General features: G+C 60.9%; 16 protein-coding genes. All 16 read left to right on the top strand.

Annotation, left to right across the window (positions count from 1 at the left end; all coding sequences use genetic code 11):
* The first annotated feature begins 15 nt into the window (after positions 1-15).
* The 16 genes from uppS (at position 16) to kdsA (ending at position 20104) form a co-directional block, all read left to right on the top strand.
* Positions 16-771 (top strand): polyprenyl diphosphate synthase, encoded by a 756-nt coding sequence (gene uppS / locus ACRESH_RS05955; protein ID WP_431741094.1) that lies wholly within the window; start codon positions 16-18, stop codon positions 769-771.
* Positions 771-1586, top strand: a complete 816-nt coding sequence (locus ACRESH_RS05960; protein WP_431741095.1) for a phosphatidate cytidylyltransferase — start codon at positions 771-773, stop codon at positions 1584-1586. The genes uppS and ACRESH_RS05960 overlap by 1 nt, the downstream gene beginning before the upstream one ends.
* On the top strand, positions 1583-2773 hold the full coding sequence (ispC, locus tag ACRESH_RS05965) for a 1-deoxy-D-xylulose-5-phosphate reductoisomerase (RefSeq protein ID WP_431741096.1): 1191 nt from the start codon (positions 1583-1585) through the stop codon (positions 2771-2773). Before ACRESH_RS05960 ends, ispC begins: the two co-directional genes overlap by 4 nt.
* Positions 2774-2815: 42 nt before the next feature.
* On the top strand, positions 2816-4168 hold the full coding sequence (gene rseP / locus ACRESH_RS05970) for an RIP metalloprotease RseP (RefSeq protein ID WP_431741097.1): 1353 nt from the start codon (positions 2816-2818) through the stop codon (positions 4166-4168).
* Positions 4169-4242: 74 nt separating this feature from the next.
* On the top strand, positions 4243-6597 hold the full coding sequence (gene bamA, locus ACRESH_RS05975; RefSeq protein WP_431741098.1) for an outer membrane protein assembly factor BamA: 2355 nt from the start codon (positions 4243-4245) through the stop codon (positions 6595-6597).
* Positions 6598-6641: 44 nt separating this feature from the next.
* Complete coding sequence (locus tag ACRESH_RS05980; RefSeq protein ID WP_045189677.1) at positions 6642-7145, top strand: OmpH family outer membrane protein; 504 nt, start codon at positions 6642-6644, stop codon at positions 7143-7145.
* A gap of 2 nt (positions 7146-7147) precedes the next feature.
* Positions 7148-8203 carry a UDP-3-O-(3-hydroxymyristoyl)glucosamine N-acyltransferase gene (gene lpxD / locus ACRESH_RS05985; RefSeq protein ID WP_431741099.1) on the top strand — a complete coding sequence of 352 codons (1056 nt, stop codon included), beginning with the start codon at positions 7148-7150 and terminating at the stop codon, positions 8201-8203.
* Positions 8204-8313: 110 nt separating this feature from the next.
* A complete protein-coding gene (gene fabZ / locus ACRESH_RS05990; RefSeq protein WP_038613986.1) occupies positions 8314-8754 on the top strand; it encodes a 3-hydroxyacyl-ACP dehydratase FabZ in 441 nt (146 codons plus the stop codon).
* Complete coding sequence (lpxA, locus tag ACRESH_RS05995; RefSeq protein ID WP_431741100.1) at positions 8751-9527, top strand: acyl-ACP--UDP-N-acetylglucosamine O-acyltransferase; 777 nt, start codon at positions 8751-8753, stop codon at positions 9525-9527. Before fabZ ends, lpxA begins: the two co-directional genes overlap by 4 nt.
* Before the next feature lie 2 nt (positions 9528-9529).
* Positions 9530-10657 (top strand): lipid-A-disaccharide synthase, encoded by a 1128-nt coding sequence (lpxB, locus tag ACRESH_RS06000; RefSeq protein ID WP_431741101.1) that lies wholly within the window; start codon positions 9530-9532, stop codon positions 10655-10657.
* Complete coding sequence (rnhB, locus tag ACRESH_RS06005) at positions 10658-11287, top strand: ribonuclease HII (RefSeq protein WP_431741102.1); 630 nt, start codon at positions 10658-10660, stop codon at positions 11285-11287.
* A gap of 108 nt (positions 11288-11395) precedes the next feature.
* A complete protein-coding gene (gene dnaE, locus ACRESH_RS06010; protein ID WP_431741103.1) occupies positions 11396-14917 on the top strand; it encodes a DNA polymerase III subunit alpha in 3522 nt (1173 codons plus the stop codon).
* Between the two features lie 98 nt (positions 14918-15015).
* Positions 15016-15963 carry an acetyl-CoA carboxylase carboxyltransferase subunit alpha gene (locus tag ACRESH_RS06015; protein ID WP_431741104.1) on the top strand — a complete coding sequence of 316 codons (948 nt, stop codon included), beginning with the start codon at positions 15016-15018 and terminating at the stop codon, positions 15961-15963.
* 99 nt (positions 15964-16062) lie between these two features.
* Entirely contained in the window at positions 16063-17355 is a 1293-nt protein-coding gene (gene tilS, locus ACRESH_RS06020; protein WP_431741105.1) for a tRNA lysidine(34) synthetase TilS, read from the top strand.
* Between the two features lie 271 nt (positions 17356-17626).
* Positions 17627-19255, top strand: a complete 1629-nt coding sequence (locus ACRESH_RS06025) for a CTP synthase (RefSeq protein ID WP_431741106.1) — start codon at positions 17627-17629, stop codon at positions 19253-19255.
* Between the two features lie 3 nt (positions 19256-19258).
* Positions 19259-20104, top strand: coding sequence for a 3-deoxy-8-phosphooctulonate synthase (kdsA, locus tag ACRESH_RS06030; RefSeq protein ID WP_431741107.1), 846 nt, complete (start codon positions 19259-19261; stop codon positions 20102-20104).
* The last annotated feature ends 41 nt before the right edge of the window (positions 20105-20145 follow it).

The following is a 20145-nucleotide window of genomic DNA, read 5'->3' on the forward strand; positions in this document are numbered from 1 at the left end:
TCAGGACTTTTTTCAATGGAAAAGACCAAACAGGGTGTATCCCCATCGGTGCCGCGCCATGTCGCGATCATCATGGATGGGAATAATCGCTGGGCGAAGAAGCGCCTGTTGCCTGGTGTTGCCGGGCACAAGGCGGGCGTCGACGCAGTGCGCGCAGTCATCGAGGTGTGCGCCGAGGCCAAGGTCGAGGTCTTGACCCTGTTCGCCTTCTCCAGCGAAAACTGGCAGCGTCCGGCCGATGAGGTCGGGGCGTTGATGGAGCTGTTCTTCTCGGCCTTGCGCCGGGAGGCCAAGCGCCTCAACGACAACAACATCAGCCTGCGCATCATCGGTGACCGTTCGCGCTTTCACCCTGAGCTGCAGGCCGCCATGCGTGAAGCTGAGGCGCTGACCGCTGGCAGCAACCGCTTCATCCTGCAGGTTGCCGCCAACTATGGCGGTCAGTGGGATATCGCCCAGGCCGCCCAGCGCCTGGCGCGCGAGGTTCAGGCCGGTCACTTGCGTGCGGACGACATCACACCCGAGCTGCTGCAGACCTGCCTGGCAACAGGTGATCTGCCGCTGCCCGATCTGTGCATCCGTACCGGTGGCGAGCATCGCATCAGCAACTTCCTGTTGTGGCAGCTGGCCTACGCCGAACTGTACTTCTCCGACCTGTTCTGGCCGGACTTCAAACACGAGGCCATGCGCACTGCGCTGGCCGATTACGCTTCGCGCCAGCGCCGCTTCGGGAAAACCAGCGAGCAGGTCGAGGCTGGAGCCCGTGCTTAATGCTTAAACAACGCATCATCACTGCGCTGATCCTGTTGCCGATCGCCCTGGGTGGCTTCTTCCTGCTCGATGGCGGGGACTTCGCCCTGTTCATCGGTCTGGTGGTGACCCTGGGCGCCTGGGAGTGGGCGCGTCTGGCAGGCCTGGTTGCGCAAATTGTGCGCCTGGCCTATGCCGCCGTGGTGGCTGGCCTGCTGATGCTGCTCTATCTCATGCCGGACCTTGCGCCCTGGGTGCTCGGCGCTTCGGTGCTGTGGTGGGGCCTGGCGAGCTGGCTGGTGTTGACCTATCCGCGTAGCAGCGAGCTCTGGTCCAGCGTCGCTTGCCGTTTGCTGATCGGCCTGCTGATCCTGTTGCCGGCCTGGCAAGGCTTGGTGCTGCTCAAACACTGGCCTTTGGGCAACTGGCTGATCATGGCGGTCATGCTGCTGGTCTGGAGTGCGGACATCGGGGCTTATTTCTCCGGACGTGCCTTCGGCAAGCGCAAATTGGCGCCGCAGGTGAGCCCGGGCAAGAGCTGGGAAGGTGTCTACGGTGGCCTGGCACTGAGCCTGGTGATTACCCTTGTCGTCGGCCTCAACCGCGACTGGAGCATCGCAGAGCTGTTGCTGGGCCTGTTGGGTGCTGCCATCGTGGTGCTGGTGTCGGTGGTTGGTGACTTGACCGAAAGCATGTTCAAGCGTCGCTCCGGGATCAAGGACAGCAGCAACCTGCTGCCAGGTCATGGCGGCGTGCTGGACCGTATCGACAGCCTGACTGCCGCCATTCCGCTGTTTGCCGTGCTGCTCTGGGCAGCCAATTGGGGCGTGATGTGAGCCGCGTGCAACGTATTACCGTGCTGGGCGCTACCGGGTCCATCGGTTTGAGCACCCTGGATGTGATCGCGCGTCATCCGGACCGTTACCAGGTGTTCGCCCTGAGCGGCTACTCACGATTGCAGGAACTGCTCGCGCTGTGCCTGCGCCATGCGCCGGTGTTTGCCGTGGTGCCGTCGGCCGAGGCAGCAGGGCAATTGCGCGCCGGTCTGGCAGCGGCAGGTTCGGCTACCGAAGTTCTGGAAGGCGAGGCCGGTTTGAGCCAGGTGGCGGCAGCCCCTGAGGTCGACGCGGTGATGGCAGCAATTGTCGGTGCGGCGGGCTTGCGTCCTACCCTGGCGGCGGTTGAAGCTGGCAAGAAGGTCCTGTTGGCCAACAAAGAGGCGCTGGTGATGTCCGGCGCCCTGTTCATGCAGGCCGTGCAGCGCAGCGGTGCGGTGCTGCTGCCGATCGACAGCGAACACAATGCGATCTTCCAGTGCTTGCCTGGCGACTATGCCCGCGGCCTGTCCCAGGTGGGAGTGCGGCGTATTCTGCTGACTGCCTCCGGTGGGCCGTTTCGCGAAACACCGCTGCTCGAACTGGCCGAGGTTAGCCCAGAGCAGGCCTGTGCCCATCCGAACTGGTCCATGGGCCGCAAGATCTCGGTCGATTCGGCGAGCATGATGAACAAGGGGCTTGAGCTGATCGAGGCATGCTGGTTGTTCGATGCGCGGCCGAGTCAGGTCGAAGTGGTCGTGCATCCGCAGAGTGTGATCCATTCGCTGGTCGACTATGTCGATGGTTCGGTGCTGGCCCAGTTGGGCAATCCGGACATGCGTACGCCGATTGCCAATGCCCTGGCCTGGCCGCAGCGCATCGATTCCGGCGTCGCGCCGCTTGATCTGTTCGCGGTTGCGCGTCTGGACTTTCAGGCGCCCGATGAGCGGCGCTTTCCCTGTCTGCGCCTGGCGCGTCAGGCAGCCGAGGCGGGCAACAGTGCGCCAGCGATGCTCAATGCGGTCAATGAAGTGGCGGTGGAGGCATTTCTTCAGCGGCGCATTCGCTTCCCGCAGATCGCGAGTATGATCGAACAAGTGCTCGACCAGGAACCGGTCGTAGCGGTGCAGACGCTCGACGCGGTGTTTGCCGCTGATCAGCGCGCCCGGCAACTGGCCGGGCAGTGGTTGAACCATCACGGGTGCTGAGGTCAGGCGCCTGGCTGGGCTGAACGTCATTCGGAGAAAGATATGAGTGCGCTCTACATGATTATCGGCACCCTGGTGGCATTGGGTGTGCTGGTCACCTTTCACGAATTCGGTCACTTCTGGGTGGCCCGGCGTTGTGGTGTCAAGGTTCTGCGTTTTTCCGTCGGTTTCGGTATGCCGTTGCTGCGCTGGCACGACCGCCATGGCACCGAGTTCGTGGTGGCGGCCATCCCGCTGGGTGGCTACGTCAAGATGCTTGATGAGCGTGAGGGTGAAGTTCCGCTTGATCAGATCGAGCAATCCTTCAATCGCAAGTCGGTACGCCAGCGTATTGCAATCGTCGCGGCGGGGCCTGTGGCCAACTTTCTTCTGGCCATCCTGTTTTTCTGGGTGCTGGCCATGCTCGGTACTCAGCAAGAACGCCCGGTCATCGGCGCGGTCGAGGTGGGCAGTGTGGCAGAGGCCGCTGGCCTGAAAGCCGGCCAGGAAATTGTTTCCATTGATGGCAAAGCGACCAGCGGTTGGTCCGCAGTCAACTTGCAATTGATTCGCCGTCTGGGCGAAAGCGGTCAGTTACATATCAGTGTGCGTGAAGAGGGTGCGACCGTCGACAGCCCTCACGTGCTAACCCTGGATAACTGGCTCAAAGGCGCCGACGAGCCTGATCCTATTCGTTCCCTGGGGTTGCGTCTGTGGCGTCCGTCGTTGCCGCCGGTGTTGGCCGAACTGGATCCCAAGGGGCCGGCCAAGACCGCCGGCCTGCAAACTGGCGATCGCCTGCTGAGCCTTGATGGCAAGGCCCTGGATGACTGGCAGCAGGTCGTTGATACCGTGCGTGGGCGTGCCGGCAGCAAGGTCGTGCTGCGGGTCGAGCGTGACGGTGCGACCCTGGATGTACCGGTGACCCTGGCCAGTCGTGGCGAGGGCAAGTCGGCCAGCGGTTACCTCGGGGCTGGTGTGAAGCCGGTGAAGTGGCCGGATGCCATGCTTCGGGAGGTCAGCTATGGGCCGTTGGAGGCCGTAGGCGAGGGGCTTTCACGGACCTGGGACATGAGCGTCCTGACCCTCGAATCGTTGAAGAAAATGCTGTTCGGCGAGCTCTCGGTAAAAAACTTGAGCGGACCGATAACCATTGCTAAAGTGGCGGGCGCTTCAGCCCAGTCAGGCGTTGGGGATTTCCTGAATTTCCTCGCCTACCTGAGCATTAGCCTGGGGGTTCTTAATTTGCTGCCCATTCCAGTACTGGATGGGGGGCATTTGCTGTTCTACCTGATCGAGTGGGCGCGTGGTCGTCCGCTTTCGGATCGGGTGCAAGGTTGGGGGATCCAGATCGGTATCAGTTTGGTAGTCGGGGTGATGTTGCTTGCCTTGATCAACGATTTGGGTCGACTGTAAAGCTTCGCTCAATTGCGAACCTGCCGCGTCCCGCGGCGGGTCGTTTATTGCCAGTTGGAATAAGAAAGGACTTCATGAAACGTCTGCTGCTAACTGCGGTTCTCGCCGTACTGATGATCGCTGAAGTTCACGCCGAGTCCTTCACCATCTCCGATATTCGTGTCAATGGTCTGCAGCGGGTTTCCGCGGGCAGCGTTTTCGGTGCTCTGCCATTGAACGTCGGCGATGAGGCCGATGACCGTCGCCTGGTGGATTCCACCCGTGCACTGTTCAAGACCGGTTTCTTCCAGGACATCCAACTGGGCCGTGACGGCAACGTCCTGATCATTACCGTGGTCGAACGTCCTTCGGTGTCCAGCATCGAGATCGAAGGCAACAAGGCCATCAGCACTGAAGACCTGATGAAAGGTCTGAAACAGTCTGGCCTGTCCGAAGGCGAGATCTTCCAGCGTGCCACCCTCGAAGGTGTGCGTAACGAGCTGCAACGCCAGTACGTTGCCCAGGGTCGTTACTCGGCGGAGGTCGACACTGAAGTCGTACCGCAACCGCGCAACCGCGTCGGCCTGAAGATCAAGATCAACGAAGGCACCGTTGCCGCTATCCAGCACATCAACGTGGTCGGCAACACCGTCTTCGCAGAAGAAGACCTGGTTGGCCTGTTCGAGCTCAAGACCACCAACTGGCTGTCGTTCTTCAGGAACGATGACAAATATGCCCGTGAAAAGCTCTCCGGTGACCTGGAGCGTCTGCGCTCCTACTACCTGGACCGCGGCTACATCAACATGGACATCGCTTCCACCCAGGTGTCGATCACCCCGGACAAGAAGCACGTCTACATTACCGTTAACGTCAATGAAGGCGAGAAGTACACCGTTCGTGACGTGAAGCTGTCCGGTGACCTCAAGGTGCCGGAAGACCAGATCAAGTCGCTGATGCTGGTGCAGCCGGGCCAGGTGTTCTCGCGCAAGGTAATGACCACCACCTCCGAGCTGATCACCCGCCGTCTGGGTAACGAAGGCTACACCTTCGCCAACGTCAACGGCGTGCCGCAACCCAACGACCAGGATCACACCGTCGACATCATGTTCGTGGTCGATCCGGGCAAGCGCGCCTACGTCAACCGTATCAACTTTCGTGGCAACACCAAGTCCGAAGACGAAGTGCTGCGTCGTGAAATGCGCCAGATGGAAGGCGGCTGGGCCTCGACCTACCTGATCGACCAGTCCAAGACCCGCCTGGAGCGCCTGGGCTTCTTCAAGGAAGTCAACGTCGAGACCCCGGCTGTTCCGGGTACCGATGACCAGGTCGACGTCAACTACAGCGTAGAAGAACAAGCTTCCGGTTCGATCACCGCCAGCGTCGGTTTCGCCCAGAGCGCCGGTCTGATCCTCGGCGGCTCGATCAGCCAGAGCAACTTCCTCGGTACCGGTAACAAGGTGTCCCTGGGTCTGACCCGTAGTGAATACCAGAGCCGCTACAACTTCGGCTTCGTCGACCCCTACTGGACTGCCGACGGCGTCAGCCTGGGCTACAACGCCTTCTATCGCACCACCGACTACGACGACCTCGACGTCGACGTCGCCAGCTATGCGGTCGACAGCTTGGGTGCAGGTGTCAGCGTTGGTTACCCGATCAGCGAAACTTCGCGTCTGACCTTCGGCCTGACCGCACAGCAGGACGAAATCAAGACCGGCAAGTACACCGTCGACGAGATCTTCGACTTCGTTAACGAAGAAGGTGACAAGTACCTGAACTTCAAGGCTTCGGCCGGTTGGTCCGAGTCGACCCTGAACAAGGGCGTGCTGGCCACCCGTGGTCACTCCCAGAGCCTGGTGCTCGAGGCCACCACGCCAGGCAGCGACCTGTCGTTCTTCAAGCTCGACTACCGTGGCCAGCTGTTCAAGCCGATCACCAACGACTACACCCTGCGCCTGCACACCGAACTGGGCTATGGTGATGGTTTCGGTGGCACTTCGGGCCTGCCGTTCTACGAGAACTACTATGCCGGTGGTTTCAACTCGGTGCGTGGTTTCAAGGACAGCAGCCTGGGGCCGCGCAGTACGCCGAGTACTGGCAAGCCGGAGAACGAGGGAACTGTGCTGGACCCGGACCAGGACCCACTGCCGTTTGGTGGTAACGTCCTCGTCCAGGGTGGTGTAGAACTCCTGTTCCCACTGCCGTTCGTCAAGGACCAACGTTCGCTGCGTACCTCGGTATTCTGGGATGTGGGTAACGTGTTCGATACCAACTGCGGTTCCAAGCCTGATTGCGAGAAGGTTGGCCTGTCGGGCCTGGCCAGCTCCGTCGGCCTGGGCGTGACCTGGATTACCGCACTCGGTCCGTTGAGCTTCAGCCTGGCCATGCCGGTGAAGAAACCGGACGAAGCCGATACCCAGGTGTTCCAATTCTCTCTGGGTCAGACCTTCTAAGGTTTGCCCCTTGCTAACGACAACGGATTCTGTAGGAGTGCATCGTGCGTAAGTTGACCCAACTGGCAGTACTGGCTGCGACCCTGATCGCAACCCCGGCTTTCGCCGAAATGAAAATTGCCGTCCTGAACTATCAGATGGCCCTGCTCGAATCGGACGCAGCGAAGAAGTACGCCGTCGATGCCGAGAAGAAGTTCGGTCCGCAGCTGACCAAACTGAAGAATCTGGAAAGCAGCGCCAAGGGCATTGCCGACCGTATCCGTGCCGGTGGCGACAAGATGGCCCAGCCAGAGCGCGAGCGCCTGGAGCTTGAATACAAGCAGAAAGCCCGTGACTTCCAGTTCCAGTCCAAGGAGCTGAACGAGTCCAAAGCCGTGGCCGACCGCGAAATGCTCAAGCAACTGAAGCCGAAGCTCGATGGCGCCGTTGAAGAAGTGATCAAGAAGGGCGGTTTTGACCTGGTGCTCGAGCGTGGTGCGGTGATTGATGTCAAACCTCAGTACGACATCACTCGCCAAGTCATCGAGCGCATGAACCAGTCCCGTTGAACATGACTGTGACCATGAAACTCGGCCAGTTGGCCGAGTTCCTCGGCGCCACCCTGAGTGGCCCCGAGGAGCTGGAAATCACCGGCCTGGCAACCCTTCAGGAAGCCGGGCCGGGGCAGTTGAGCTTCCTTGCCAACCCGCAGTACCGCAAGTACCTCGGTGACAGCCACGCGGCTGCGATCCTGCTCAAGCCGGCCGACGCCGAAGGCTTCAGCGGCAATGCGCTGATCGTCCCCGATCCGTACCTCGCCTACGCTCGCATCTCCCACCTGTTCGATCCTAAGCCCAAGGCTGTAGCGGGAATTCATCCCAGCGCCGTGGTTGCCGCCGATGCCCAGGTCGATGCCAGTGCCAGCGTCGGTGCTTGTGCGGTGATCGAGAGTGGTGCGCAGATCGGCCCGGGTGTGACCATCGGTGCGCAGTGCTTCATCGGCGCTCGTTGCGTGATCGGCGAGGGCGGCTGGCTGGCCCCGCGGGTGACTCTGTACCACGACGTGCGTATTGGTAAGCGTGTGGTGATCCAGTCGGGTGCGGTGATCGGTGGTGAAGGCTTCGGTTTTGCCAACGAGAAGGGTGTCTGGCAGAAGATCGCCCAGATTGGTGGTGTCAGCATCGGTGACGATGTCGAGATCGGTGTGAACACCGCGGTCGATCGTGGCGCCTTGGCAGACACCCGGATCGGCGATGGTGTCAAGCTCGACAACCAGATCCAGATCGCCCATAACGTGCAGATTGGTGATCATACGGCGATGGCGGCCTGCGTCGGCATTTCCGGCAGTACCAAAATCGGCAAGCATTGCACCATCGCCGGCGGTGTCGGCATGGTCGGGCACATCGATGTCTGCGACGGCGTTTTCGTGTCCGGCATGACCATGGTTACGCGCTCGATCACCGAGCCTGGGGCCTATTCTTCCGGTACGGCGATGCAGCCGCTGGGCGAGTGGCGTAAAAGTGCCGCACGGATTCGCCAGCTCGACGAGATGGCGAAACGCCTTCAACAGTTGGAAAAGCGTGTCGAGGTCGTGACCTCAGGCGGCCAGCCTTCATCAGATGGCTGATACCATTTCCTGATCGAGAGTAAAAAGCCGCAGGCTGACTCTTTGATTTGCAAAAGGAGCGTCTGGCAAAAGCGGACGCTCCCTATCTTTACTACAGGCTTCCCCCCGAAATGATGGACATCAACGAGATTCGCGAATACCTGCCTCACCGTTACCCGTTCCTGTTGGTGGACCGGGTAGTGGACCTGGACGTCGAGGCCCAGCGCATTCGTGCCTACAAGAATGTCAGCATCAACGAACCTTTCTTCAATGGTCACTTCCCCGCGCACCCGATCATGCCGGGCGTGCTAATCATCGAAGCCATGGCCCAGGCGGCCGGTATCCTTGGCTTCAAGATGCTCGACGTGAAACCTGCGGACGGTACGCTGTACTACTTCGTCGGTTCCGACAAGCTGCGTTTCCGTCAGCCGGTGCTGCCGGGTGACCAACTGATCCTTGAAGCCAAGTTCATCAGCTGCAAGCGCCAGATCTGGAAGTTCGAGTGCCAGGCGTCGGTCGACGGTAAGCCGGTGTGCTCGGCCGAGATCATCTGTGCGGAACGCAAACTATGAGTTTGATTGACCCTCGGGCAATCATCGATCCGTCGGCGAAGCTCGCCGACGGCGTCGAGGTCGGCCCTTGGTCTATCGTCGGTGCCGGGGTCGAGATCGGGGAGGGGACCGTCATCGGTCCGCATGTGATCCTCAAGGGGCCGACCCGTATCGGTCGGCACAATCGCATCTACCAGTTTTCCTCGGTAGGTGAGGATACCCCTGACCTCAAGTACAAGGGTGAGCCTACGCGCCTGGTAATCGGTGATCACAATGTCATCCGCGAAGGCGTGACTATCCACCGTGGCACCGTGCAGGATCGCTCGGAAACCACCCTGGGCGATCACAACCTGATCATGGCCTATGCCCACATCGGTCACGACAGTGTCATCGGCAACCACTGCATCCTGGTCAACAATACGGCGCTGGCCGGGCATGTTCACGTTGACGATTGGGCGATCCTCTCCGGATTCACCCTGGTGCATCAGTTCTGCCATATCGGCGCCCACAGCTTTTCCGGCATGGGTACCGCCATCGGCAAGGATGTCCCGGCTTATGTAACGGTTTTCGGCAATCCGGCCGAGGCGCGTAGCATGAACTTCGAGGGCATGCGCCGTCGGGGCTTCAGCGAAGACGCCATTCACGCCCTGCGTCGCGCCTACAAGGTAGTCTATCGCCAGGGGCTGACGGTCGAGCAGGCGATTGCCGAACTGACCGAGCCTGCTTCCCAGTTCCCTGAAGTCGACGTGTTCCTCAAGTCGATCCAGAACTCCACCCGCGGCATCACCCGCTGATCATGGCTGAGTTCTGTGTAGCGCTGGTGGCGGGTGAGGCCAGCGGCGATATTCTTGGCGCCGGATTGATGCGTGCGCTCAAGGAGCGCCACCCTCAGGTACGTTTCATTGGTGTCGGTGGGCCGCTGATGCAGGCTGAAGGCCTGGTGTCTTACTTTCCCATGGAGCGCCTGGCAGTCATGGGCCTGGTCGAGGTGCTGGGTCGCCTGCGTGAGCTGCTCAAGCGGCGCAAGGCTTTGATCCATACCCTGATCGAAGAGCGTCCGGATGTGTTCATCGGTATCGACGCGCCTGACTTCACCCTCAATATCGAATTGAACCTGCGCAAGGCCGGGATCAAGACCGTGCATTACGTCAGCCCCTCGGTCTGGGCCTGGCGGCAGAAGCGCGTGCTGAAGATTCGCGAAGGCTGCGACCTGATGCTCACGCTGTTCCCCTTCGAGGCAAAGTTCTACGAAGAGAAGGGTGTGCCAGTACGTTTTGTTGGTCACCCGCTGGCTGACAGTATTCCCCTCGAAGCTGATCGCCGTGCTGCCCGTGAACAACTGGGCTTCGGTGGCGGGCCGCTGGTGGCCTTGATGCCCGGCAGTCGTGGCGGTGAAGTGGGGCGCTTGGGCGCGTTGTTTCTCGATACTGCCCAGCGCTTGCGGGAGTTGGTGCCGGGTGTGCGCTTCGTTTCGCCTTGCGCCAATGCTGAACGCCGTGCCCAGCTGGAGCAGATGCTGGAGGGTCGTGATCTGCCCTTGACCCTGCTCGACGGCCGTTCGCACCAGGCCCTGGCGGCCTGCGATGCGGTGTTGATCGCCTCGGGTACGGCAACCCTGGAAGCGCTGCTGTTCAAGCGGCCGATGGTGGTTGCCTACCGTTTGGCGCCGCTGACCTACTGGATTCTCAAGCGCCTGGTCAAAAGCCCCTATGTGTCCCTGCCCAACCTGCTGGCCCAGCGCATGCTGGTGCCCGAGATGCTGCAGGAAGCCGCCACCCCCGAAGCACTGGCCCAGACCCTGGCGCCGCTGGTTGAAAGTGGCGCGCAGCAGACTGAAGGCTTTGACCAGATTCACCGTACCCTGCGCCGCGATGCCTCGAACCAGGCAGCTGAAGCGGTGCTGGCCCTGCTGGATACCCGATAGATGCAAATGGGACTGGACTTCAACCTGGTCGAGGACCTGGTCGCCGGCGTCGACGAAGTCGGCCGCGGCCCGCTGTGCGGTGCGGTGGTGACTGCGGCGGTGATCCTCGATCCGCAGCGGCCGATTCTCGGTCTCAACGACTCGAAGAAACTCACCGAGGCGCGTCGCGAGAAGCTGTTTGATGAGATTTGCGAGAAAGCCCTGAGCTTCTGCATCGCCCGCGCCGAAGTCGAAGAAATCGACGAGCTGAATATCCTGCACGCCACCATGCTGGCCATGCAGCGCGCGGTCGAAGGGCTGAGCGTCACACCGAAACTGGCGCTGATCGACGGCAACCGCTGCCCTAAGTTGTCAGTGCCAGCGGCGCCGGTGGTCAAAGGCGATAGCCAGGTCCCGGCGATTGCAGCCGCTTCGATCCTGGCCAAGGTCACCCGCGACCGGGAGATGGCCGCTTTCGAGCTGATTTATCCGGGTTACGGCATCGGTGGGCACAAGGGCTACCCAACCCCGGTGCACCTGGAAGCGCTGGCGCGCTTGGGACCGACGCCGATTCACCGGCGCTCCTTTGCCCCGGTGCGCGCGGCCTTCGAAGCCCGTGATGCGCTGAGCAGCGGGTTTGTCGAGGTCTGACCGGCCGAAGCGGGTGTAAATAGTCAGGATCAACCATCACTGGCTGCTGTTTTGATCAAGGCCCGGTACAATCCGGGCCTTGTTGTTTTGTGCTGCTATAGGATCATCATGTCGGCTTCTTTCGTTCATCTTCGCCTGCACACCGAATTCTCGCTGGTCGATGGCCTGGTGCGGATCAAGCCGCTGGCCAAGGCGTTGGCCTCGATGAACATGCCGGCCGTAGCGGTTACCGATCAGAGCAACATGTGCTCGCTGGTCAAGTTCTACAAGAACACCATGGGCTCGGGCATCAAGCCGATCTGTGGCGCCGATCTGTGGTTGGCCAATCGCGACCCGGACGCAGCGCTGTCGCGCATCTGCTTTTTGGCCATGGACGCCAAAGGCTATCGCAATCTCACCGAGTTGATCTCTCGCGGTTGGGTCGAAGGCCAGCGCAATGGCCTGGTGATTATCGAGCGTGACTGGATTCCTGCGGCCAGCGAGGGGCTGATTGCCCTGTCGGCGGCCAAGGAAGGCGATATCGGCATGGCCTTGCTCAATGGCAACCCCGATGAAGCCCAAGCCTTGCTGCAGGACTGGATGGCGATGTTCCCTGAGCGCTTCTATGTCGAACTGCAACGCACCAACCGCGCCGGTGACGAAGAGTACCTGCACGCTGCGGTAGCCCTGGCCGACAAGCTCAATGCGCCGCTGGTGGCGACCAACGATGTGCGCTTCATCAAGCAGTCGGACTACGACGCGCATGAAACCCGCGTGTGCATCGGTGAAGGCCGCGCCCTGGACGACCCGCGGCGCTCGCGCAATTACAGCGACCAGCAGTACCTGAAAAGCCCGGAAGAGATGGCCGAGCTGTTCAGTGACCTGCCAGACGCGGTGGCCAACACCGTGGAGATTGCCAAGCGTTGCAACATTCAGGTGCAGTTGGGCAAGCACTTCCTGCCGGACTTCCCCACGCCCAATGGCATGGGTATTGACGACTACCTGCGGCATGTCTCTCATGAGGGTCTGGAAGAGCGTCTGGCGGTGCTGTGGCCGAAAGAGACCACGCCCAACTATGAAGAAAAGCGTCAGGTCTACCTCGATCGCTTGAAGTTCGAGCTGGATATCATCATCCAGATGGGTTTCCCCGGTTACTTCCTGATCGTTATGGACTTCATCAAGTGGGCCAAGAACAACGGCGTGCCAGTCGGCCCGGGCCGGGGTTCGGGTGCCGGTTCGCTGGTGGCCTACGTGCTGAAGATCACCGACCTCGATCCGCTGGCCTATGACTTGCTGTTCGAACGCTTCCTCAACCCGGAACGGGTTTCCATGCCCGACTTCGACGTCGACTTCTGCATGGATGGCCGCGACCGGGTAATCGAATACGTGGCCGACGCTTATGGCCGCAACGCAGTGAGTCAGATCATCACCTTCGGCACCATGGCCGCCAAGGCGGTGGTGCGCGACGTGGCGCGGGTTCAGGGCAAGTCCTACGGCCTGGCTGATCGCCTGTCGAAGATGATCCCGTTCGAAGTGGGCATGACCCTGGAGAAAGCCTTTGATCAGGAGGAGATGCTGCGCGACTTCCTCAAGACCGATGAGGACGCCAAGGAAATCTGGGACATGGCCCTCAAGCTCGAGGGTGTCTGCCGGGGTACCGGTAAGCACGCCGGTGGTGTGGTAATCGCGCCGACCAAGCTTACCGATTTCTCGCCGATTGCCTGCGATGAAGAGGGCGGCGGCCTGGTCACCCAGTTCGACAAGGATGACGTCGAGGCGGCGGGCCTGGTGAAGTTCGACTTCCTCGGCCTGCGCACCCTGACCATCATCAAGTGGGCGATGGAAACCATCAACCGCGAGCAGGCCAAGCAGGGCCTGCCTGACCTGAATATCGACTTCATCCCGCTGGATGACAAGAAAACCTACGACCTGCTGCAAAAGGCCGAAACCACTGCAGTGTTCCAGCTGGAATCGCGGGGCATGAAGGAGCTGATCAAGAAGCTCAAGCCCGACTGCCTGGAAGATCTTATCGCACTGGTCGCGCTGTTCCGTCCCGGCCCGCTGCAATCGGGCATGGTCGACGACTTCATCAACCGCAAGCACGGTCGCGCCGAGCTGGCCTATCCGCACGCGGATTACCAGTACGAAGGTCTCAAGCCGGTGTTGGCGCCGACCTACGGCATCATCCTGTACCAGGAACAGGTGATGCAGATTGCCCAGGTGATGGCCGGTTACACCCTTGGCGGTGCGGATATGCTGCGTCGGGCCATGGGTAAGAAAAAGCCTGAGGAAATGGCCAAGCAGCGCGGCGGTTTCATCGAAGGTTGTGCGTCCAACAACATCGACCCAGACTTGGCAGGTAACATCTTCGACCTGGTGGAGAAGTTCGCAGGTTACGGCTTCAACAAGTCTCACTCTGCCGCCTATGGCCTGGTGTCTTACCAGACTGCCTGGCTGAAAACCCACCACCCGGCGCCGTTCATGGCCGCGGTGCTGTCGGCGGATATGCACAACACCGACAAGGTCGTGACCCTGATCGAGGAAGTGCGCAGCATGAAGCTGCGTCTTGATGCGCCGGATGTGAACACCTCCGACTTCAAGTTCACGGTCAATGATGACGGTCGTATCGTTTATGGCCTGGGGGCGATCAAGGGCGTCGGCGAGGGGCCGGTAGAGGCCATCGTCGAAGCGCGCAAGGACGGCCCGTTCAAGGACCTGTTCGACTTCTGCGAGCGCGTCGACCTCAAACGCATCAACAAACGTACCCTCGATGCTCTGGTCCGTAGCGGTGCTCTGGACCGCCTGGGGCCGTACTTCCATGACGAGCTCAAGGCCTATCAGGCCAACATCGACCGCAACCGCGCGGTGTTGCTGGCGACGATGGAAGAAGCGATCAAGGCCGCCGAACAGACTGCCCGTACCGCTGACAGCGGTCATGCCGACCTGTTCGGCGGGTTGTTTGTTGAAGAAGACGCCGATGTCTATGCCAACCACCGCAAGGCACGTGAGCTGACCCTCAAGGAGCGTCTGCGTGGCGAAAAAGACACCTTGGGCCTGTACCTCACCGGCCACCCGATTGACGAATACGAGGGCGAGATCCGCCGTTTCGCCCGTCAGCGCATCATTGACCTGAAACCGGCCCGCGACACGCAGACCGTGGCCGGCATGATCATCGCCCTGCGGGTGATGAAGAACAAGAAGGGCGACAAGATGGGGTTTGTCACCCTCGACGACCGTTCCGGACGTATCGAGGCCTCGTTGTTCGCCGATGCCTTCATGGCCGCCCAGGCCCTGTTGCAGACCGACGCGATGGTGGTGGTCGAAGGTGAGGTCAGCAATGATGACTTCTCCGGTGGCCTGCGCCTGCGGGTCAAGCGCGTCATGAGCATGGAAGATGCGCGGACCAACCTGGCCGAGAGCCTGCGCCTGAAAGTGCACAGCGACGCCCTCAAGGGCGATCGTCTGGCCTGGCTGGGCGAGCTGTTCAAACGCCATCGCGGGGCTTGTCCGATCACCATGGAGTACACCGGCAGCGACGCGCGGGCGATGCTGCAGTTCGGCGAAAGCTGGCGAATCGATCCGGCGGATGGCCTGATTCAGGCGCTGCGTGACCAGTTCGGGCGTGAGAACGTCTTTTTGCAATATCGATGAATTTTTAATCTCGACCTGAATGCGCCTGATCCCTTAAGGTAGGGCGCCAAACGGATCAACCGGCCGGCCGCCTGGCCGTAGACCCAAGACGGATGCCTATGAACCCGAATTTTCTGGATTTCGAACAGCCGATTGCTGACCTGCAAGCCAAGATCGAAGAACTGCGCCTGGTCGGCAATGACAACTCGCTGAACATCGGCGATGAAATCGCCCGTCTGCAAGACAAAAGCAGCACCCTGACCGAAAGCATCTTCGGCAACCTGAGCAGCTGGCAGATTGCTCGCCTGGCCCGTCATCCTCGTCGTCCGTACACCCTGGACTACATCGATCACCTGTTCACCGAGTTCGACGAACTGCACGGCGACCGCCACTTTGCCGACGACGCGGCGATTGTTGGCGGTATCGCTCGTCTGGACGACAAGCCAGTGATGGTCATCGGTCACCAGAAAGGCCGTGAAGTGCGCGAGAAGGTGCGGCGCAACTTCGGTATGCCGCGTCCGGAAGGCTATCGCAAGGCGTGCCGCCTGATGGAAATGGCCGAACGCTTCAAGATGCCGATCCTGACCTTCATCGACACCCCGGGTGCTTACCCGGGCATCGACGCCGAAGAGCGTAACCAGAGCGAAGCCATTGCCTGGAACCTGCGGGTCATGGCACGCCTGAAGACCCCGATCATCGCCACCGTTATCGGTGAAGGTGGTTCCGGTGGTGCGCTGGCCATTGGCGTCTGCGATCAGCTGAACATGCTGCAGTACTCCACCTACTCGGTGATCTCGCCGGAAGGTTGTGCCTCGATCCTGTGGAAGACTGCCGACAAGGCATCGGACGCAGCCGAAGCCATGGGCATTACTGCCGAGCGCCTCAAGGGCCTGGGTATCGTCGACAAGGTCATCGCCGAGCCGCTGGGCGGCGCCCATCGTGACCCGGCGAAAATGTCGGCGAACATCCGTGGCGAGCTGATCGAACAGTTGGACATGCTGAAGAAGTTCGATAACGACGCGCTGCTCAAGCGCCGTTATGACCGCCTGATGAGCTACGGGCTCTGATCTGAGGTCATCGCGGGGTAAGCCTGCTCCTACAGGGTTATGTGGGAGCAGGCTTGCCCCGCGATCGATCACAAAGCGCTCGCCACCGAGCCTGCACCGATGATTGATCTCAGCAGTAAGCTCTCTCCCTGGCTCCACGCCCCCTCCTGGTGTATCGCCCTCTCCGGCGGCCTCGACTCCACCGTCCTCCTGCACCTGCTGACAAGCTTGTCCCGCCAGCATTCGTTACCACCGATTCGTGCGATTCACATCCACCACGGCCTGCAGGCCGCAGCCGACGCTTGGCCAGCCCATTGCCAGCGCCTGTGTGACGATCTGGGGGTCGAATTGCAGATCATCCAGGTCAAGGTCGCCCCTGGCGCCAGCCTTGAACAGGGTGCCCGCGAGGCGCGTTACGCAGCCCTCGCTGACGCCTTGCGCCCTGGCGAAGTGCTGTTGACCGGACAGCACCGCGAAGACCAGGCCGAGACCCTGCTGTTTCGGCTGTTGCGCGGGGCCGGTGTGCGTGGCCTGGCCGCTATGCCGGGCCAGCGTGTGCTGGGGCAGGGGGTGCTGTTGCGGCCCTTGCTCGACGTGTCGCGAGAGGCGCTGGAGGCCTATGCCCATGCGCAACACCTGGTGTGGGTCGAAGATCCCTCCAATGGCGACACGCAGTATGCCCGTAACTATTTGCGCCATGGTGTATTCCCGGTGTTGCGTCAACGTTGGCCGCAAGCTGCACAGAATCTGGCACGCACTGCCGAACACCTGAGCGAGGCCCTGGGCTTGCTGGATGAACTGGCTATCGAGGACCTGCTCCAGGCGTCAACGCCGTGCGGTTTTGATTGGCTACCGCTGGCCTCGCTGGACCTGGCAGTGCTGCGTGCATTGTCCCCGGCACGCCAGCGTAATGCGTTGCAGTACTGGTTGGCCAAGCGCACGCGCCTGCCGGACACCCGGCACTGGGCAGGCTGGGAAGACCTGCGCGATGCGTCAGGCGACGGACGGCCGTGCTGGCGTCTGACCGACGGTGAGCTGCACCGCGCCAATGAGCGTATCTGGTGGCTGACCGACGACTGGCTCAAGGTCCCCGTGGGCCAGGGTTGGGACGATCCGGCGCAGAGCCTGACGTTGCCAGGCAATGGCAGCCTGCGCTTGAGCGGCATGATGCAGCAGGGGCCACTGCGCATCGCTTACCGCAAGGGCGGTGAAAACCTGCAGATTCCCGGACGCGGCCGCCGTGACCTCAAGCGCCTGCTCAATGAGCTGCAGGTGCCGCCGTTTGTTCGCTCCCGCCTGCCGTTACTCTACCGGGACGAGCAGTTATTGGCGGTGGCCAATCTGCCGGGCCTGAGTCAGGGAGCGTGGCAATTACATTGGTGTGTACCGACGAGTGAGCAAGGTTTGAGATGAAAGCCACATTCCGGTAGACTACGCTCCCTTCTTGATACAACTTCTGTGGCTTCCCCGAAATCACAGCAGTTGCCGATTACCAAGCAGTTTTTTGCTGGGCGATTCTAAAAATGTGTAGCGAGCTCCGTACTGGGTCCATAACCCCCGGTCTGTCCAGGCGCGGCAGTTTTTTAAGTAGCACTGTGATTGACGCAGGTGATCGGGGGCTTCGGCCTTCCTTCGCTTTCCCCGGCGGCGCAGACCGCTTTAACGCAGACTTCTAGGGTTTTTCATGACGCGCTACATATTCGTCACGGGCGGTGTTGTTTCTTCATTGGGGAAAGGCATTGCCTCGGCTTCATTGGCGGCCATCCTGGAGGCGCGGGGGCTCAAGGTCACCATGCTCAAGCTGGACCCGTACATCAACGTCGACCCGGGCACCATGAGCCCGTTCCAGCACGGTGAAGTGTTCGTCACCCACGACGGCGCCGAAACCGACCTGGACCTGGGCCACTACGAGCGGTTCATCCGCACGACCATGACCCAGAACAACAACTTCACCACTGGCCGTATCTACGAGCACGTGCTGCGCAAGGAGCGCCGTGGTGATTACCTGGGCGCGACCATCCAGGTCATTCCGCACATCACTGACGAGATCAAGCGCCGCATCATCAAGGGCGCAGGCGATGCTGACGTGGCCCTGGTGGAAATCGGCGGTACCGTGGGTGACATCGAGTCGCAACCGTTCCTCGAGGCGATCCGCCAGTTGCGTGTTGAAGTCGGTTCCAAGCGCGCCATGCTGATGCACTTGACCCTGGTGCCGTACATCGCCACTGCTGGCGAGACCAAGACCAAGCCGACGCAGCACTCGGTCAAGGAGCTGCGCTCCATCGGCCTGCAGCCTGACGTGCTGATCTGCCGTTCCGACCATCCGGTCGATGTCTCCTCGCGTCGCAAGATCGCCCTGTTCACCAACGTTGAAGAGCGTGCGGTGATCTCCCTGGAAGACGTCGACACCATCTACAAGATCCCGGCCGTGCTGCACGCCCAGGGCCTGGATGACTTCGTCGTCGAGCGCTTTGGCCTGCAGTGCAATGGCGCTGACCTGTCCGAGTGGGAAAAGGTTGTCGATGCCAAGCTCAATCCAGAGCACGAAGTGACCATCGCCATGGTCGGCAAGTACATGGAGCTGCTGGACGCCTACAAGTCGCTGATTGAAGCGATGAGCCATGCCGGCATCCAGAACCGCACCAAGGTCAACCTGCGCTACATCGATTCCGAAGACATCGAGAACCAGGGCACCAGCCTGCTCGAAGGTGCTGATGCCATCCTGGTACCGGGCGGCTTCGGTCTGCGCGGTGTCGAAGGCAAGATCACTGCCGTGCAATACGCTCGTGAGAACAAGGTCCCGTACCTGGGCATCTGCCTGGGCATGCAGGTTGCGGTCATCGAATTCGCCCGTAACGTCATGGGCTGGAAAGACGCCAACTCCACCGAGTTCGATCGCAACAGCGGTCACCCGGTTGTCGGCCTGATCACCGAGTGGGAAGACGCAACCGGCGCGGTTGAAACCCGTACCGAAGCGTCCGACCTGGGCGGTACCATGCGTCTGGGCGCCCAGGAATGCCAGCTGCAAAGCGGCTCCAAAGTCCATGACTGCTACGCCAAGGATGTGATCGTCGAGCGTCATCGTCATCGCTACGAAGTGAACAACAAGCTGCTGCCACAGCTGATGGACGCCGGTCTGAAAGTTTCCGGTCGCTCCGGTGACGGCGCGCTGGTCGAAGTGGTCGAGTCCCAGGAGCATCCGTGGTTCGTCGCTTGCCAGTTCCACCCTGAGTTCACCTCGACCCCGCGTGACGGCCATCCGCTGTTCAGCGGTTTCGTCAAGGCGGCATTGGCTCAAAAGAACAAGGCCTGATCCATGACCCAGAAGATCATCCGCGTCGGTAACATCGAGATCGCCAACGACAAGCCGTTCGTCCTGTTCGGCGGCATGAACGTGCTGGAATCCCGTGACCTGGCCATGAAGGTCTGCGAAGAATACGTGCGGGTTACCGAGAAGCTCGGTATCCCCTACGTGTTCAAGGCCAGCTTCGACAAGGCCAACCGTTCGTCGATCAACTCCTACCGTGGCCCTGGCCTGGAAGAGGGTATGAAGATCTTCGAAGAGATCAAGCGCACCTTCAATGTCCCGGTGATCACCGATGTTCACGAACCGCACCAGGCGCAAGCCGTGGCGGACGTCTGTGACATCATCCAGCTGCCGGCCTTCCTGTCGCGCCAGACTGACCTGGTGGTGGCCATGGCCAAGACAGGCGCGGTGATCAACATCAAGAAGGCCCAGTTCCTCGCGCCTCAGGAAATGAAACACATCCTGACCAAGTGCGAAGAAGCCGGTAACGATCAGTTGATCCTCTGCGAGCGTGGTTCGAGCTTCGGCTACAACAACCTTGTTGTCGACATGCTCGGCTTCGGTATCATGAAGCAGTTCCAATACCCGGTGTTCTTCGACGTGACCCATGCCCTGCAGATGCCGGGTGGTCGCGCCGACTCCGCTGGCGGGCGCCGCGCGCAGGTCACCGACTTGGCCAAGGCTGGCCTGAGCCAGGGCCTGGCCGGGCTTTTCCTCGAAGCCCACCCGGACCCGGACAACGCCAAGTGCGACGGCCCTTGCGCCTTGCGCCTAGACAAACTGGAGCCATTCCTGGCCCAGCTCAAGCAACTGGACGATCTGGTGAAGAGTTTTCCGACGGTAGAAACCGCGTAATCCTCAATTCTCCGGTAAAGTACCGCACGTTCAACCCCTGA

The organism is Pseudomonas sp. (genome assembly GCF_050739775.1).
Classification (GTDB): Bacteria; Pseudomonadota; Gammaproteobacteria; order Pseudomonadales; family Pseudomonadaceae; genus Aquipseudomonas.

Coding starts and splice junctions, on each gene's coding strand:
- tilS (WP_431741105.1), top strand. CDS start 16,063: ATGATTGATCTCAGCAGTAAGCTCTCTCCCTGGCTCCACGCCCCCTCC.
- fabZ (WP_038613986.1), top strand. CDS start 8,314: ATGATGGACATCAACGAGATTCGCGAATACCTGCCTCACCGTTACCCG.
- dnaE (WP_431741103.1), top strand. CDS start 11,396: ATGTCGGCTTCTTTCGTTCATCTTCGCCTGCACACCGAATTCTCGCTG.
- kdsA (WP_431741107.1), top strand. CDS start 19,259: ATGACCCAGAAGATCATCCGCGTCGGTAACATCGAGATCGCCAACGAC.
- rnhB (WP_431741102.1), top strand. CDS start 10,658: ATGCAAATGGGACTGGACTTCAACCTGGTCGAGGACCTGGTCGCCGGC.
- ACRESH_RS05960 (WP_431741095.1), top strand. CDS start 771: ATGCTTAAACAACGCATCATCACTGCGCTGATCCTGTTGCCGATCGCC.
- bamA (WP_431741098.1), top strand. CDS start 4,243: ATGAAACGTCTGCTGCTAACTGCGGTTCTCGCCGTACTGATGATCGCT.
- lpxD (WP_431741099.1), top strand. CDS start 7,148: ATGACTGTGACCATGAAACTCGGCCAGTTGGCCGAGTTCCTCGGCGCC.
- rseP (WP_431741097.1), top strand. CDS start 2,816: ATGAGTGCGCTCTACATGATTATCGGCACCCTGGTGGCATTGGGTGTG.
- lpxA (WP_431741100.1), top strand. CDS start 8,751: ATGAGTTTGATTGACCCTCGGGCAATCATCGATCCGTCGGCGAAGCTC.
- ACRESH_RS06025 (WP_431741106.1), top strand. CDS start 17,627: ATGACGCGCTACATATTCGTCACGGGCGGTGTTGTTTCTTCATTGGGG.
- uppS (WP_431741094.1), top strand. CDS start 16: ATGGAAAAGACCAAACAGGGTGTATCCCCATCGGTGCCGCGCCATGTC.
- lpxB (WP_431741101.1), top strand. CDS start 9,530: ATGGCTGAGTTCTGTGTAGCGCTGGTGGCGGGTGAGGCCAGCGGCGAT.
- ACRESH_RS06015 (WP_431741104.1), top strand. CDS start 15,016: ATGAACCCGAATTTTCTGGATTTCGAACAGCCGATTGCTGACCTGCAA.